Annotated in this window: 13 protein-coding genes; 6 read left to right on the top strand and 7 right to left on the bottom strand. The window is 69.8% G+C overall.

From position 1 onward, the window contains the following. Nucleotides 1–2: 2 nt before the first annotated feature. Together TY25_RS19640 and TY25_RS19645 are read left to right on the top strand one after the other, a co-directional pair. Nucleotides 3–1,190, top strand: a complete 1,188-nt coding sequence (locus tag TY25_RS19640; protein ID WP_081868968.1) for an acyl-CoA dehydrogenase family protein — start codon at nucleotides 3–5, stop codon at nucleotides 1,188–1,190. 10 nt (nucleotides 1,191–1,200) lie between these two features. Next, nucleotides 1,201–1,980: a thioesterase II family protein gene (locus tag TY25_RS19645; RefSeq protein ID WP_042258238.1), complete on the top strand. Its 780-nt coding sequence runs from the start codon at nucleotides 1,201–1,203 to the stop codon at nucleotides 1,978–1,980. Nucleotides 1,981–2,101: 121 nt separating this feature from the next. Here TY25_RS19645 and TY25_RS19650 read toward each other — a convergent pair whose 3' ends face one another. The 4 genes from TY25_RS19650 to TY25_RS19665 all read right to left on the bottom strand — a co-directional run bounded on the left by TY25_RS19650 (nucleotide 2,102) and on the right by TY25_RS19665 (nucleotide 5,494). Further along, nucleotides 2,102–3,343, bottom strand: coding sequence for an MFS transporter (locus TY25_RS19650; protein WP_042258240.1), 1,242 nt, complete (start codon nucleotides 3,341–3,343; stop codon nucleotides 2,102–2,104). Beyond that, nucleotides 3,340–3,930, bottom strand: a complete 591-nt coding sequence (locus tag TY25_RS19655; protein WP_042258241.1) for an ArsR/SmtB family transcription factor — start codon at nucleotides 3,928–3,930, stop codon at nucleotides 3,340–3,342. Before TY25_RS19655 ends, TY25_RS19650 begins: the two co-directional genes overlap by 4 nt. Nucleotides 3,931–3,993: 63 nt before the next feature. Beyond that, nucleotides 3,994–4,491 carry a hypothetical protein gene (locus tag TY25_RS19660; RefSeq protein WP_042258242.1) on the bottom strand — a complete coding sequence of 166 codons (498 nt, stop codon included), beginning with the start codon at nucleotides 4,489–4,491 and terminating at the stop codon, nucleotides 3,994–3,996. Between the two features lie 73 nt (nucleotides 4,492–4,564). Continuing rightward, nucleotides 4,565–5,494 (bottom strand): LysR family transcriptional regulator, encoded by a 930-nt coding sequence (locus tag TY25_RS19665; protein ID WP_042258243.1) that lies wholly within the window; start codon nucleotides 5,492–5,494, stop codon nucleotides 4,565–4,567. 120 nt (nucleotides 5,495–5,614) lie between these two features. Here TY25_RS19665 and TY25_RS19670 point away from each other — a divergent pair, with 120 nt between their 5' ends. Next, nucleotides 5,615–6,895, top strand: a complete 1,281-nt coding sequence (locus TY25_RS19670; protein ID WP_042258244.1) for an MFS transporter — start codon at nucleotides 5,615–5,617, stop codon at nucleotides 6,893–6,895. Here TY25_RS19670 and TY25_RS19675 read toward each other — a convergent pair. After that, nucleotides 6,811–8,316, bottom strand: coding sequence for a YfcC family protein (locus TY25_RS19675; RefSeq protein WP_081868969.1), 1,506 nt, complete (start codon nucleotides 8,314–8,316; stop codon nucleotides 6,811–6,813). The two genes, TY25_RS19670 and TY25_RS19675, sit on opposite strands and share 85 nt — an antisense overlap. Nucleotides 8,317–8,566: 250 nt before the next feature. Here TY25_RS19675 and TY25_RS19680 point away from each other — a divergent pair, with 250 nt between their 5' ends. Next, the gene (locus tag TY25_RS19680; RefSeq protein WP_042258246.1) at nucleotides 8,567–10,156 is read left to right on the top strand and encodes an ABC-F family ATP-binding cassette domain-containing protein; all 1,590 of its coding nucleotides are present in this window, start codon (nucleotides 8,567–8,569) and stop codon (nucleotides 10,154–10,156) included. A 48-nt stretch (nucleotides 10,157–10,204) separates the two neighbouring features. Here the strand turns inward: TY25_RS19680 and TY25_RS19685 are convergent, their stop codons facing one another. Beyond that, nucleotides 10,205–11,251 carry an alpha/beta fold hydrolase gene (locus TY25_RS19685; protein WP_042258247.1) on the bottom strand — a complete coding sequence of 349 codons (1,047 nt, stop codon included), beginning with the start codon at nucleotides 11,249–11,251 and terminating at the stop codon, nucleotides 10,205–10,207. Nucleotides 11,252–11,385: 134 nt separating this feature from the next. Continuing rightward, the gene (locus TY25_RS19690) at nucleotides 11,386–14,091 is read right to left on the bottom strand and encodes an AAA family ATPase (RefSeq protein WP_042258248.1); all 2,706 of its coding nucleotides are present in this window, start codon (nucleotides 14,089–14,091) and stop codon (nucleotides 11,386–11,388) included. Between the two features lie 132 nt (nucleotides 14,092–14,223). Between TY25_RS19690 and TY25_RS19695 the strand changes: the two genes are divergently transcribed. Together TY25_RS19695 and TY25_RS44160 are read left to right on the top strand one after the other, a co-directional pair. Beyond that, nucleotides 14,224–14,655 (top strand): SRPBCC family protein, encoded by a 432-nt coding sequence (locus tag TY25_RS19695; RefSeq protein WP_042258249.1) that lies wholly within the window; start codon nucleotides 14,224–14,226, stop codon nucleotides 14,653–14,655. 50 nt (nucleotides 14,656–14,705) lie between these two features. Further along, nucleotides 14,706–14,846 (top strand): hypothetical protein, encoded by a 141-nt coding sequence (locus TY25_RS44160; protein ID WP_193125447.1) that lies wholly within the window; start codon nucleotides 14,706–14,708, stop codon nucleotides 14,844–14,846. The last annotated feature ends 43 nt before the right edge of the window (nucleotides 14,847–14,889 follow it).

Genomic DNA, 14,889 nt, shown 5'->3' on the forward strand with positions numbered 1-14,889 from the left:
CGGTGCATCCTGACGACCGGCCGCTGTCGCCGGCAGCGGCGTTGCAAGCCGTCCGCGAGTTCGCGCGGACCACGTTGCTCGGCCACGACGCCGAGTTCGATTCCGGCGCGGAACCGCCCCTGGCGCTGTACGAACCCCTGCACAAGATGGGTCTGCTGAACTGGTGGCTGCCCACCGAATACGGTGGCGCCGGCCTCGGCCTCACCGACAGCATCGACCTCGTCTCCGAGCTCGCCTACGCCGACGCGGGCTCGGCCTTCACCCTGCTGATCTCCATCCTCAGCAGCTCGATGGTTTCGCTGTACGGCGCACCGGAACTCAAAGAGCGGTTCCTCACGGCGATGACCCGCGAGGGCGGCTACTCGGCCGCGCTGGGCAGCGAGCAGGCGGCGGGCAGCGAGCTGATCAATCTCGCCACCACACTCACCCGGCGCGGCGACGACGTGGTCCTCAACGGCGAGAAGATGTTCTCCACCAATTCCGGCTTCGCCGACTACCTCGTCGTGTTCGCCAGGTCCGCCGGGGACAAGAAAGGGGCGACCTATCACGCGGTGCTCGTGCCTCGGGACACACCGGGAGCGCAGGTGGTCAAACGCTGGGACATGATCGGTCTCCGGTCGGCGGGCACCTACCAGGTGTCGTTCACTGACTGCGTCGTGCCGAGCGGCAATGTGCTGAACGGGCCGGGACTAAAGATCATCGAGGTCGGTTTGAACTCGAGCCGGATCCTGATCGGGACCATCGCGCTCGGCGTCGCCAGGCGGATCCGGGATATCTGCCTGGATTACGCGATGACCAAACCGCTGGGCGGTCGCACCCTCGTCGAGAACGCGGTGTTCGCAAGCAAACTCGGGCAGATGGAAATGCAGATCGACGTCATGCGCAACCAATGCCTGGCCGCGGCAACCGAATACGACGCCATCATGGCGACCGATGACCCGGCCGCTGAGTTCCTCCAGCGCGGCGCGCTGCGGTCGGCCCTGACCACCAAGATGTTCTGCGGCCAGACCGGCTGGCAGGTGGCCACGGTCGGCTCGGAGATGTTCGGCGGCCTCGGCTACACCACCGAACTGCCCATCGCCAAGTACCTGCGCGATATCCGGGCGGTGACCATCGTCGAAGCCGGCGACGACGTGCTTCGTGAACTCGTCTTCCGGCGGTTCGTGCTGCCGGCCAACCGCAGGATCTGAGGTAGCCCGAATGGGTCAGCGAACAATCAAGCAACCGTCGCCCTGGCTGCAGCATGTGGTGTCCGATGCCCAGCAGGGCACCGCCTGCCTGGTGTGCGTGCCGCCGGCCGGGGGCGCCGCCGGCGCGTATTGGACTTGGACACAATGGTTGCCACCGCAGATCGACTTGCTGCTGGTGCAGCCGCCGGGGCGGGAAGACCGCTACGCGGAGCCGCCCGAGTGGACGCTCGACGAGGTTCGCGAGCAGTTCACGCACGCGCTCGCCGCGCTGCCCGAGGTGCCGTACCACGTGCTCGGCCACAGCATGGGCAGCCTGATCGGCACGCATATCGCGACCTGGCTGGCCCCGCACCGCGAGGTGCGACGGTTGATCGTCAGCTCGTACCGGCCGGATCCCAGCGAGAGCCGCTTCTCCCGGGTGTTCCCGAGCGGCCGGATCGACGATATCGACCTCGCCCAGCTCGCCGCGCTCAGCGGTCTGGAAGTGGCCGATTGGCACGCGCTGCCCGCCGAGTTCCAGGAGGGCCTGACCCGGCGCTGGTATGCGGATCTGGCGTTGTCCGCGGAACTGCCCGTCCCCACCGAACCGGTGCTGGACTGCCCCATCACCGCGTGGCTCGGCGACCACGACCTCATGCCCGCGGGCGCGCTCACGGCCTGGTCGAAACTCACCACCCGCAGCTGCACGGTCGAAACCTGGCCCGGCGGCCACGATTACCTCTTCGCCCGGCCCACCCCGGTCCGGGAACGCCTGCTCGAACTCATGGAAACCGATCGGCCGCCGGCCTGATCGGCACAACCATGCGAGGTGGGACACGAGCGCCGACCCGCAATCGTGCAAGGCCACTCCGCGGCAGTGGAGCGAAGTCGTCACCGGCCGTTCCGCGCGTTTCCGCAGAACACGTTGCGGGTCACGGTAATTCGGCGCGGCGGAGGGCGGTGGCGCGGAAGCCGAGGAGTGCGCCGAGGGCGACTACGGCGGCGCTGACGACGAAGACCGGACGGGTGCCCCAGGCTGCGATGGCCGCGCCGACTATCGGATAGACGAGGGGTGCGAGGCCGAGGGTCACCAGGCTGGCCGCTGCGGTTACCCGGCCGAGATAGGCTGGCACAGCAGTGGTTTGAATGAGCGCCGCGCACAGCGCACCGCTGAGTCCCGCGGTGAGGCCGATGATGATGCCGATGCCCGCCGCGACCGGCAGGGCCGCGGCGTAGGCCAGCGCGCCGATCGCGATCGCACCGAGCATCAGGCACACCGGCTGCACGAGTCCGGCCCGAGGTACCCGGCCGCCGACCGCGAGCAACAGCGACGCGGCGGCCGCGCCCACACCGAATCCGCCGATGATCCAGCCGAGGCCTGTTGCGCCCCAGCCCCGTTCAGCGGCGAGCAGGGTGACGCCGATATTCAGCGGACCGGTGAAACCGAGCTCGCCCACGGCGAGGACGACGACCAGCGGTGCCAGCACCGGGTCGCGGCGAATGTAGCGCACGCCTTCGACCAGATCCGCCCACGCGGTGCTGCGCTGCTCGACCGCACCGTCGTCCGGCAGCGGCGCGATCCGGACGGCGATCAGCAGCGGTAGCGACACCGCGAACAACAGTGCGGCAGTGGTGAAAGCGAGCGACGGACCGCCGGTCGCCAGCGCCAGTCCGCCGAGCGGAGAGCCGCCGATCAGCGCGGCGCGGGACGCCAGCCCGCGCAGGCCCTGCACCCGAGCCAGCTGGTCCGGCTTCGTGATGCGCGGCGGCAGCGCGCCGACCGCGGGCAGGAACAGCGCATCGATCACGCCGAACACCAGCGCGACCAAGGCGAGCAGCCAGACGCCGGGAGTCGCCAACGCCAACACACCCGCCGCGCCCAGGATCACCAGGCAGCGCGTCAGATCGCTGCCGATCAACACCTTTCGCGGCCCGAACCGGTCGGCGAGCACTCCCCCGCCGAGCATCAGCAGCACCCTGGGCACCGCCGCCACCGCCAGGATCAGCCCGGCCTGCGCCGGCGTGCCGACCTGAATCGCCGCCCAGGACAGTGCGAGAAAGTACACGCTGTCCCCCAGCAGCGAACAGACGAACGCGCCGAGCCAGCGCAGCACATTCGCATCGCGATACGCCGGCGGCACCTGCGCGTCCGGCCGAACGGCTTCGGTACTCACGGCCGGGACGGAAATCCGTACAGCTGCACCGCGACGTGCTCGCGACCTTCGACCTCACCCGCCGCGACCGCCGCCTCGCCGCGCTGCTGCCAGCGGCGGACCACAGCGGTGAGCTCCGCCTCCAGCTCGGCCAGCTCGGCCGCGGTCAGCCGCGGCGTGTACTCGGCGCTGAACGCCGCGTCGGTCCAGGCCTTCGGCCACGCCGACTGCTGATCGAGGTAGGCGCGGTACCGTTCGCTGCGGTCGGCCAGCAGCTGCCGGGTGACCTGCCCGACGACCATCGCGCCCTCGGGATCGGCGAGAAAGTCCGAGCTGCGGAAGCTCCAGCCCTTGTCCGACACCGGTTTCCACCAGCGCTCGCGGCCGTCGGTCCCCAATTCCGGTGCCGCCACGACGAATCCGTGCGCCGCCAGCTTCCGCAGGTGGTAGCTGACGAGCGAGACCGCCTCGTCCACCTGCTCGGCCAGCTGCGACGCGGTCGCGGAGCCGGCGGTGTGCAGCGCGCGATACAGCGCGATCCGCAACGGATGCGTGAAGACCTTCAGCGTATCGAGATCGGTGATGGTCGGCGGCGCAGCGTCGGGCATGCCACTCAGGCTAGATACGAAAGGAAATTTGCGCAATTATTCTTTCGTATCTTGTTCTCCCGGTCAGTCGTCGATCCGGAAGTACGTGAGATCGAAGTCGTGCTCCCACGCGACACCGTCGGCCGATTTCTCCCAGGCACCGGTGATCTGTTTCCCGTCGACGCTGAAGGTGCCCGAATAGCGTTGGGAGAAGCCGGGTTCCATGCGCCACATGTGCAGGGCACCGGCCTCCAGGCGCATCTGATAGGTACGGCTGACACCGCGCGAATCGTAGTGGTGCCGGACGAACGACCCGTCCCGGTCGAGGCCGATGATCACGATCGCGTCGGGCGCCATCGGATTGTCGATGACCGAGCGCTCGACCAAAAACTGCTTGGTCTTCATCCATTCGAACGTCGTCGTACCGCTGCGGTCCTTGACGGCCGGGGTGCCCGGGCCGAAGAACCCCGCCGCGAACGATGCCTCCACCTGCCACCGGCCGACCAGCGGTTCGAGCCGGTCGAGCGCGGTATCCCGGCTGTCCGGGATGTCCGATGGTTGCGGATCCTGGGTCGTGGTCATTGCGCCTCCTGCTCGTGGTGTTACCCCGAGTAGACGCCGTGGCGCGCCGGAAATCATCGGTGCGGTTCGCGTGTCACCGCACCGCCCAGGTCGGGCGCCAGGCATCCGCGGGGACCGGGGGCAGACTGCCGACGTGGTCGATGACGCCGCGCAGTCCCGGATGCGGATTCGCAGCGGCGAAGATGAGCGACAGCGGGTAGGCGAGGGCCGGATTCGCGAGCGGGATGCGGCGCAGGTCGTAGTGCGCGGGCCAGAGGTAGCGGTCCCGCGCGCCGACGAGGGTCGCCACGTCCGCCGAATCCGCCAGAATGTCGAGCAGTACCTCGTTGCCGAAATTCGGCCCGGCGGCATCGATGCGCAGATCGAAATCCGTGGCGAGCTGATCGTAGAAGTCCGCCCATTCGCTGCGCGCCGCGATGCCCGGCACCCAGATACGGTGCTTACGCAACTGGGCCGGGGTCAGCGTGCGTGCGGCGGCCAGCGGATGCCGCGGTCCGGCAAGTAGTTCCAGCGGCGAATCGAAGGCGTGGATCATCCGCACGTCGTCCGGCAGGGCCGCGGGATCGGTGACCGAACGGAACGTGGCATCGATCTCGCCCGCCCGCACGGCGGCCACCGCGACCCGCGGGTCGTCCACCTTGAGCGTCACCACGTCCAAGGCGATTTCGGGATGTGCGCGCCAATAGTCGTGCAGGACAACGGCTTGCGCCGAGCGCAGGCCGAGCACGTCGATCCGCAGGGCGCGCGACCCCGGTTCGATCGCGGCCACCGCCCGGTCCACGCTCGTGACGATGGTGCGCGCGTGCGGGAGGAAGGCCTGACCGTCGAGGGTCAGCTCGACGCCGCGCGCGGTCCGGGTGAACAACCGGACCTCGAGTGCGCGCTCCAGCGCGGCGATGCGCTTGGACACGGCCTGCTGCGTCACGCCCAGTTCCGCTGCCGCCTGCTGCAGTTGGCCCAGTTCGGCCGCGCGGACGAACGATCGGACCGCCTCGGTGTCCATGGACCCACCCTATGCGTACACAACTGTCGGTTGTGGCTCGCCGAAGCGCCGGTTGTTTGATCTGCCGCTGCCCGGGCTGCTGTGATCCCAGATCCGAGGGCCGGTTGTCGAGGGAGTGAGATGCACGCACGATTGGGACGCGATTTCGGTTGGCTGTGGTCGTCCTACGCGGTCAGCACCTACGGCACCTGTCTGGCGTTCGGCGCTTTTCCGCTGCTCGCGATGCGGGTGCTGGACTCCTCGGCATTGGCCGTAGCGCTGCTGGAGGCGGCCGGACTCGCCGTCGCGGCGATCGTCGCGTTCGGGCTCGGGCCGTGGGTCGAGCACCGGAACAAGCGGCCGGTGCTGATCGCGATGGACCTGATCCGGTGCGGCGCGCTGGCCAGTGTGCCGGTCGCGTATGTCCTCGGCGCGCTGACCTACGGACAACTGCTGGTCGTATCGGTGGTCTCCGGCACCGCGGGCCTCGCCTTCGCCGCCGCCTCGGGGGCGTATCTGAAGCACCTGGTGCGCAGCGATGAATTGCTCGTCGCCAGTGGCAGATTCGAAGGGACGAGCTGGGTGGCGACCGCGGTCGGGCCGCCGCTGGGTGGTGCGCTGATCGGTCTGTTCGGCCCGGTCGTCACGATCACCGCCGACGCGGTCAGCTTTCTGCTGTCCGCGTGCGCCGTGCGCCGGATCCGCGGCGACGATATCGCCACGCCGCGCGCCGAGCCCGCCGCGCCACCCGGAGCCGGCCTGCTCGACGGTTGGCGGTGCATCCGCGGGGACCGGGTTCTTGTGCGCTTGTTCCTCAACTCGATTTCGGTCAGCGGCTTGATCATGGCGGGCGTCCCACTGCTGTCGGTCCTGTTGCTCGGCGAATACCATTTCCCGGCTTGGCAATACGGTCTCGCCTTCGGGGTTCCGGCGCTCGGGGGTTTCGTCGGCGCGCGCCTTTCGGCCCGCCTCGTGCTCCGCTACGGCGGACACCGGGTCATGCTCGTCTCCGGCTGGTCGCGGGCGGTGTTCCCGCTCGGCCTGGCCTTCGTCCAGCCGGGAATTCCCGGACTGCTCACCGTGATCGGCGTCGAGGCCTTCCTGATCGCGTGCATGGGTGTCTTCAATCCGGTCTACGCGACCGCCCGCCTGCGACGTACCTCCAGGGACCACGCGGCCCGCGTGCTCAGCACCTGGAATGCCTGCGCGAAATTGCTGCAGGCGACCCTGATGGTGCTCTGGGGCGTGCTCGCCACCTGCACCAGCCCGCGCACCGCGATCGCGATCTCCGGCGTGCTGCTGCTCGCCACCCCACTGCTGCTGCCCACGACCGCCGACTACCGGAGCACGGCGCCGAGCGCGAGGAACCCACAGATCAGCACGCCCAGGAGCCCGAGCAGCGGGGCCACGAACCGCACATAGCGGTCGTAACGCACCTTCGCCAGGGCGAGACCACCGGTCACCACCGCCGTCGTCGGGGTCACCAGATTGGCCCAGCCCGACGCCGACTGCCACGCCGTGACCACAAGGGAGCGTGGCACCTTCGCGAAATCGGCGAGCGGCGCCATGATCGGCATGACCAGCGTGGCATGCCCGGAGCTGGACGGGATCAGGAAGCCGAGCGGGACGTTCACCAGAAACACCGTGACCGCGAACGCCACCGAGGACGTACCGGTTACCAGCCCTTCCAGGGAATGCAGTGCGGTGCTGGTGATTTCGGTGTTGTTCATAATGACGGTCACCCCGCGCGCCAGCACGATCACCAGACCCGCGCCGACGAAATCACCGAAGCCCTTGCCGACGGCCTCGGACAACCTGTTCTCCCCCAGCCCGCCGACCAGTCCGACCACCACCGCACCCAGCAGGAACAGTGCGGTGAGTTCCGGGAAGTACCAACCCAATTGCCAGCGGTAGCGCGCGGCGCCGGGCCCGTCGATCACCTCCGCCCACGGGATGATCGCGAAGATCATGAACGCGAAGGTCGCCGCCACCAACCAGAGCACCACCTGCTGACGCCGGGTCATCGGGTCGGGGCGATGATCGTCGGCCGATATCTCGCGGTCGCCGGGTTGCCAACCGGACCAAGACTTTTCCGGGTCACGTTTCACCCGCTCCGCGTACCGGAGCACGTAACCGACGGTGACGGCGGTGAGCACCACCAGCATCGCGAGCCGGAGCCCGATCCCCTCGCCGAGGGGCACGCCGGCCGCCGCGGACGCCGTGCCGGTGGCGAACGGATTCACCGTCGAACACAGCATCCCGACGCCGGCCCCGCAGATGATCGTGCCCACCGCCGTCATCCGGTCGTAGCCGAGCGCCAGCAGCAACGGCACCAGCAGGGCGTAGCAGCCGAGCGTTTCCTCCGCGAAGCCCTCGACCGTGCCCGCGATCGCGAAGACCAGCATGATGCCGACGATCAGCAGTGCGGACCGGTCACGCAACCGATGGGCCAGTCGCCCGATCCCGCTGTCGAGGGCGCCGGTCGCGAAGGCGACGGTGATGAACGCGCCGACCGCCAGCACGAACAGGAAGACCGCCGCCGCGCCGTAGAGGTGACCGGTCAGGTCCGGACCCACCTGACCCGACCTGTCGTCCTGCACGCCGTAGAGACCGTTGACCGGCGCGAGGAACAGCTCCCGCAACCGTTCGCCGAACCCCTTGGCATCGTCGACGCGGTGATAGGTCCCCGCGATCGGACGGCCGAGCGCATCGGTGTCGTAGGCCCCCGGCGGAATCACGAACGCCGCGAGCCACACCAGCACCGCGACAGCGGCGAGGATCGTATAGGCCGAAGGAAAGAACCAGGTCTTCTGTGCCCGGTCGGCACGCACCGCTGGGTCCATGGCCGACATGCAACCATCCGCCACACCTCTACCTCCGCAGCCGCGCCGGAAGCATCGCTCGGGCGCCCGACCCGCGACTGATAGTCTGAGCACGTGCTCATCGAGGTCGACAGACGCTAGCCGCCCGGTCGAAGGCGGCGCCCTGATACACGTGCTCGTTCGGAGTACGGCCGCGCCCTTCGCCGGCAGCCACAGGAATCTGTTCTCACCTCGCTGCCGCTCGCTCGCGAGCAGGAAGAGCCACTGACGCATGTCCATCACCTCGGCAATCGCCCTGCACCAACTGACCTTCGAATGGCCGGACGGCTCCGTCGCCCTCGCCGACGTCGACGGCGCCTTCACCACCGGTCGCACCGGCTTGGTCGGCCGTAACGGCGCAGGCAAGTCGACCCTGCTGCGCCTGATCGCCGGAAAACTCACCCCGACGTCCGGGCGCATCGAAACCACCGGCGACGTCGGGTATTTACCGCAGACCCTCACCCTCGGACGCGACGCCACCATCGCCCAGCTGCTCGGCATCGCGGACAAGCTGGCCGCACTGCGCGCCATCGAGTCGGGCGCCAGCGACACCGCACATTTCGACATCATCGGCGACGACTGGGACATCGAGGCCCGGGCCGATCAGGCGCTACACGAAATAGGTTTCGGCGCAGCCGATCTCGACCGCACCGTCGGTGCGATCTCCGGCGGCCAGGCCGTCCTCGTCGCGATCACCGGCCTGCGCGTCCAGCGCAAGCCGATCACGCTGCTCGACGAGCCGACCAACAACCTCGATCGCGAAACTCGCGCCCAGCTCACCGCGTTCGTCGACACGTGGCCGGGCACCCTCGTGGTGGTCAGTCACGATCTCGAACTGCTCGAGCACATGGACGCCACCGCCGAATTGCACGGCGCGACACTGGAAGTGTTCGGCGGCCCCTACAGCGCGTGGCGCGAGCACGTCGAGCAGCAGCAGGCGGCCGCGACCCAGGCGGCCCGGACCGCCGAGCAGGCGCTGAAAGTCGAGAAACGCCAACGCATCGAGGCCGAGACCAAGCTGGCCCGGCGCGAACGCACCGGCCGCGCGACGCAGCAGCACGGCGGTATCCCGCGCATCCTGGCGGGTAACCGTGCCAGCAAGGCGCAGGCTTCCGCCGGCGCCATGCGCACCACGCTGGACGCCAAAGTTCGTACGGCCCAAGAGGTGCTGGACGCCGCGGCGGCGCGGGTCCGCTCCGACGAACACATCCACCTGGACCTGCCCGATCCCGACGTGCCACGCAGCAGGCGCATCGCGGAACTGCGCGACGGCGATCGCGGCGTCACGATCCAGGGGCCGGAACGGGTCGCCCTGATCGGCCCCAACGGCGCGGGCAAGTCCACGCTCATCGAGGATCTCGTGCACGGTCGCCGGCCCGAACGCGGCACCCTGTACACCGATCGCGTCGGATATCTCCCGCAGCGCCTCGACGGCTTGGACGAGCAGGCCGGCGCGGTCGAGAACGTGCACGCGGTGGCCGTCACCACTCCACCCGGCACCATTCGCAATCAGCTGGCCCGGCTGCTGCTGCGCGGCGCGGCGGCCGAACGCCCGGTGTCGAGCCTGTCCGGCGGTGAGCGTTTCCGAGTCTCGTTGGCGCGCTTGCTGCTCGCGGACCCGCCGGTGCAGTTGCTGATTCTCGACGAGCCGACCAACAACCTCGACATCGCCTCGGTCGACCAGCTCGTCGAGGCGCTCGCCGACTATCGCGGCGCACTCTTGGTGGTCAGCCACGACTATCCGTTCCTGCGGCGGCTCGGCATCGACACCGTCGTCGCCCTCGACGCCGACGGTCGTTTCCGGCCGCAGGCCGCGCTGTAGCACTCGGTGACCGGCGGTCTCGCGACCGAGGCCGCCGGTCCCACGGCCTCAGAGCCGGTCGGCGTCGATGATCGCCTGCGCGAAGGGCTGTGGCGCCTCCTGCGGGACGTTGTGCCCGATGCCGTCCAGCACCCGGTGTTCGTACCTGCCGAGGTACTTGTCGCGGTAGGGTTTTCCGTCCTTGGCGGCACCGTCGAAGTCGCTGCCGAGGGTGATGGCCGGGACCGTGATCGCCGGGCCGGTCGCGAGTTGTTGTTCATACTCGTCGTATCGGGCCTCGCCGGGGGCCAGGCTCAAACGCCAGCGGTAGTTGTGAATCACGATCTCGGCGTGGTCGGGATTGTCGAACGCGGCGGCGCTGCGGTCGAAGGTGGCGTCGTCGAAGTTCCACTGCGGGGAGGCCCGTCGCCAGATCAGCTTGTTGAACTCGTGGCGATTGCGGGTGTACCCGACGCGGCCGCGCTCGGTGGCGAAGTAGTACTGATACCACCAGCCCAGTTCGGCTTCGGGCGCCAGCGGCTGCTGCTGGGCCGCCTGCCGGGTGATGAGGTAACCGCTCACCGCGACGATCGCCTTGCACCGCTGCGGCCACAGCGCGGCGATGATGTCGACCGTCCTTGCGCCCCAGTCGAATCCACCCAGCACCGCCTGGTCGATCCGCAAAGCGTCCATGAAGTCGACGATGTCGCGCGCGATCGCCGACTGCTGCCCGTTGCGTACCGCCTGCGGCGACCGGAATGTCGTCGGGCCGTAGCCGCGCAGGAACGGGACCAGCACCCGATATCCGGCCGCGGCCAGCAGCGGTCCGACGTCGGCGAAACTGTAGGGGTCGTAGGGCCACCCGTGCAGCAGGATGACGGGCCGGCCGGTGCTCGGCCCGAACTCGGCGTAGCCGATGTTCAGGGCGCCTGCGTCGATCTGCTTGATCGGGCCGAGTGTGGTGTGGGCACCCGAGCCCGCCCGCAGCTCCGCGCCGGGCGGCGTCGGGGCCGGGCTCGTCGCCGGGTCGGTGGCGCAGGCACTCAGCGTCGCGACGGCCAGGCTCGTCGCGCCCGCGGCCAGCGCCCCACCGAAGAATCGTCTGCTGATTTCCATCTGAGCTCCTCGTCCCTGGTCCGGTACGCGGTCGGGACCGGGGCATCCGCCCGAGCACCGTCCGCATCGCCGACGTTAGGCAGCGCCTCGGTGCGGCGGCGAGCGTCAGATGACGTAATCGCTGTCGGTCACCGCTAGCGGGGCGACGGGTCGTTCAGGACCGGGAGCAGTGCGGCGAGGTCACCTCGTGCGCTGATGCCGAGCTTCGGGAAGATGCGATGCAGATGCGTGCTGACCGTGCGATGCGAGAGGAACAGCCGCTGCCCGATCTCCCGATTGGTCAACCCCTGCGCCGCCAGTTGGGCGATGCTCAGCTCGTGCGGCGTCAGCCGTTCCCGGGCCGCCGGGCTGCGATCCGGACTCGATTCACCGGCGCCGCGCAGTTCCACCCGCGCCCGTTCGCTCCACGCGGCGAAGCCCAGTGCATCGAAAATGTCACGGGCCGTCCGCAACTGGGTGCGTGACTCGACGATCCGGCGCTGCCGCCGCAACCATTCACCGAACGCCAGGTGCACCCGGCCACGCTCGGCCGGCCAGCCGGTGAGATCCGCCGACAGCGCCGCCGCGAATCGCTCCGCTACCGCTGCGGTGGCGAATACCGCTTGCGCGTAACGCATTCCGATCGCCAGCGCAGGCGAGGGCGTCACCGCCGCCACCGGTGCCAGCTCGCGTGTCAGTTCATGCACCGCCTCGGCCTGCCCCGCCCGCACCGCCGCCTCGGCCAGCTCGGCCAGGAAGTACGCGCGCAAGAACGGCGCGTGCGCGGGGTCGCGCGGGTCGTGCAGCCGGAGCAGGTCGGCACACGCGTCGTCGAACCGGCCCGTGCCGAGCGCGATGAGCCCGCGGGTGAGCTGCACGGTGGCCAGCACGGGACGCGCGCCCGCGGCGAGCCCGATCCGCTCCGCGTCCGCCACCAGTGCCGCCGCCTGCGGATAGTCCCCGCGCAGGGCGGCGATCTCGGCCTGCACCGCGGTGGCCAGGCCGTGCATGAACGGCTGGCCGGTTTCCCGGGCCAGATCCACGGCCTCCGCGGCGACCGGCGCCGCCGCCGCGAGATCACCCAGCCGGGTCAGGCTCCAGGACTGCACGGTCAGCGCGCGCGGGAGCAGACCCAATTGCCCCGCGTGCCGCAGGCCGGGTGCGGCGGCCGCGGAGAACCGGGCGGCCAAGTCGAACGCGCCCACCTGCAGCGCGGCACTACCGAGAAACCGATCCACCTCCGGATCCCGGCCCGTGTGCGCGGCCAACCGCCGCAGCCGCTCGAGGACGTGTGCGCCGCGATCGAACGGCGCCACATACGCGTTGATCGCGACCATGCGCGGATCTTCGTCCGGTATCGGCAGCGCATCGGCGACCGCGAGCAGTGCCCGGCGGGTCTCGGGGCCGGGCTCGATCCAGAAGCACCGCATGGCCGCGCCCCACAGGATCCGCAGGGCTGCGTCGGTGTACCCGTCCGCGGCGACAGCGGCGGCGAGTGCCGCCAATTCGCCGATACGCGCGGGACTTTCGCGTACCCCGTCGTCGAAACCGCTGAGCAGCCAGGTGGCCGTGGCCTGATGGCGCGGCGTCAGCGGCAGCGTGCGGGCGGCCGCGATCAGTCGTTCGGCGGTATCGCGGCGACCGGCATCGACCGCCGTTTCGGCGGCCCGCAACAGCCGGTCCGCCCGCCCTTCGGGGGTATCGCTCAGTGCCGCGGCACGTTCCAGCGCGGCGACCGCACCGGCGCGGTGCCGGGCCTGCTCGGCGGCGGTCTCCAGCTCGACGGCGAGGTGCTCGTCGGGGCCGAGCGTGCCCGCCGCTCGATGCCATATCCGCCGGTCCGGCGCAGCCTCGAGCACCTCGGCCAGGGCGAGGTGGGCACGGCGGCGTTCCTGCGCCGATGCCTCGGCGGCGACCGCCGACCGTTGCAGCGGATGCCGGAATGTCACCGTGCCGGAATCCATTTCGAGGAGTCCGGCCGTCCGCGCGGGCGTGAGGGTTTCGGGGTCGGCCGGGGATCCCGTCAGAATGCTTACGGCGGCCAATGTTTCGGCGATCGAGTCGCCCTCGTTGAGCGCCGCGACGAGCAACGCGGACCTGCTCTCGGGCGGCAGCGCGGCACTTCGTGCCGAGAACGTCCGCTCGAGGCGTTCCGTCAAGGGCATAGGTCCCGTGAGATCCACTGTCGCCGTGGCCAGTTCGCTCAGCGCGAGCGGATTGCCCTGTGCCGCGGCCAGCACCCGGCGGCGGACCGGCGCGATCAGGTCCGGTGCGGCACTGTCCAGCAGTGCCGCGGCGTCGTCGTCGGCCAAACCGCCGAGCCGCAACGGAGTCAGCCCCGCGTCGGCGAGCGGGGTGCCGCTCTCGCGCGACGTCGCGATCAACGCGAGCGGCTCGGCCTCGATCCGGCGCGCGAGGAACGCGAGCACCTCGGCGCTGGCCGCATCGAGCCAGTGCACGTCCTCGGCGATGATCAGCAGTGGACGCTCGGCGGCCGCGTCCGACAGCAGCGTCAACGCGGCCAGCCCGACCAGATAGCCGTTCGGCGCACCCGCGGCATCCGACATCCCGAGCGCGCTCGCCAGCGCCGCGGACTGCGGTGCCGGTAGTTCGCCGAAGCTCCGACGCAGGGGGTACAGCAGACGTTGCAGCCCCGCGTACGCCGAGTTCAGTTCGGCTTCAGCCCCTGCGGTACGCAACACCCGCAGCCCCGCCACGGCCGCGGCGGCGACCGTCTCCTCGACCAGGGCCGACTTCCCGATACCGGGCTCCCCCTCGACCAGGATGCCGGACTGCTCACCGGGCCCGTCCACGAGTGCGCGCAGCGCCTTCAGCTCGGTGTCTCGGCCGAACATCGGCATGCCGCGGTACCCCTTTCGCCAGGTCCGCGTCGATCTACGGGCCCGTCCGCGACCCTACCGAATCGGGATTACGTCATCGGCAGCGTCACCTGACCGATTCGGCGCCACCGCCGCGACAGCCATCGTCAGAGCATGGCTATCGTCCGTTTCCACCTCCTGTCCACCCTCACGCCGGCACAGGTCCGGCACGTGCTCACCGATTTCGGGCCGACCCGCCCGCAGGTGTGGCCGAGCATCGACGCCGGCCATTTCGTCGTCCACGAGCGCGGCGACAGCTGGGCCGAGGTGACCGAGGGCACCGCCGCGGCCTGGGAACGCGCCCGCTACGAGTGGGATCCGGCGGGCGACACCGTCACGGTCACCACGCGCGACTCGAAGCTCTTCGGCCCCGGCGGCGGCTGGGTCTTCCGGCTCACGCCCGACGAGCACGGCACGCGCGTCGACATCGAGCTGACCCGCACGCCGCAGGCGTTCAAAGCCAAGGTCCTCGCGGCACTCCTCCCGCTGGTGGCCCCGGCTTCGCTGCGCAAGTCGTTCGCCCGCCCTCTGCATGCCCGGCCATAACCACGTGCTTAAAGCCATGCGATCCGAACGATCGCGGTAAGACAACGGAGTTGATCGACATGCGCGCCGCGCTTTCCGCTTTGATACCCGACCTGTCCACCATCTCGACCGTTTTCGCGGGACCGGTCGCCGCGTGGCTCTGGGCCGAGGCCGCCCTCTTCCACGGCGTGCCGCATCAAAGCACCTGGTGACTCGCTTCTGCAGGCCCGGAAAAGGCGCCTGCCGGGCGGCGTA

Origin of the sequence: Nocardia brasiliensis NBRC 14402 (assembly GCF_000308475.2) — a bacterium.
Taxonomy (GTDB): domain Bacteria; phylum Actinomycetota; class Actinomycetes; order Mycobacteriales; family Mycobacteriaceae; genus Nocardia; species Nocardia brasiliensis.

Coding starts and splice junctions, on each gene's coding strand:
- TY25_RS19645 (WP_042258238.1), top strand. CDS start 1,201: ATGGGTCAGCGAACAATCAAGCAACCGTCGCCCTGGCTGCAGCATGTG.
- TY25_RS19655 (WP_042258241.1), bottom strand. CDS start 3,930: ATGCCCGACGCTGCGCCGCCGACCATCACCGATCTCGATACGCTGAAG.
- TY25_RS19660 (WP_042258242.1), bottom strand. CDS start 4,491: ATGACCACGACCCAGGATCCGCAACCATCGGACATCCCGGACAGCCGG.
- TY25_RS19665 (WP_042258243.1), bottom strand. CDS start 5,494: ATGGACACCGAGGCGGTCCGATCGTTCGTCCGCGCGGCCGAACTGGGC.
- TY25_RS19670 (WP_042258244.1), top strand. CDS start 5,615: ATGCACGCACGATTGGGACGCGATTTCGGTTGGCTGTGGTCGTCCTAC.
- TY25_RS19675 (WP_081868969.1), bottom strand. CDS start 8,316: ATGGACCCAGCGGTGCGTGCCGACCGGGCACAGAAGACCTGGTTCTTT.
- TY25_RS19680 (WP_042258246.1), top strand. CDS start 8,567: ATGTCCATCACCTCGGCAATCGCCCTGCACCAACTGACCTTCGAATGG.
- TY25_RS19685 (WP_042258247.1), bottom strand. CDS start 11,251: ATGGAAATCAGCAGACGATTCTTCGGTGGGGCGCTGGCCGCGGGCGCG.
- TY25_RS19690 (WP_042258248.1), bottom strand. CDS start 14,091: ATGCCGATGTTCGGCCGAGACACCGAGCTGAAGGCGCTGCGCGCACTC.
- TY25_RS19695 (WP_042258249.1), top strand. CDS start 14,224: ATGGCTATCGTCCGTTTCCACCTCCTGTCCACCCTCACGCCGGCACAG.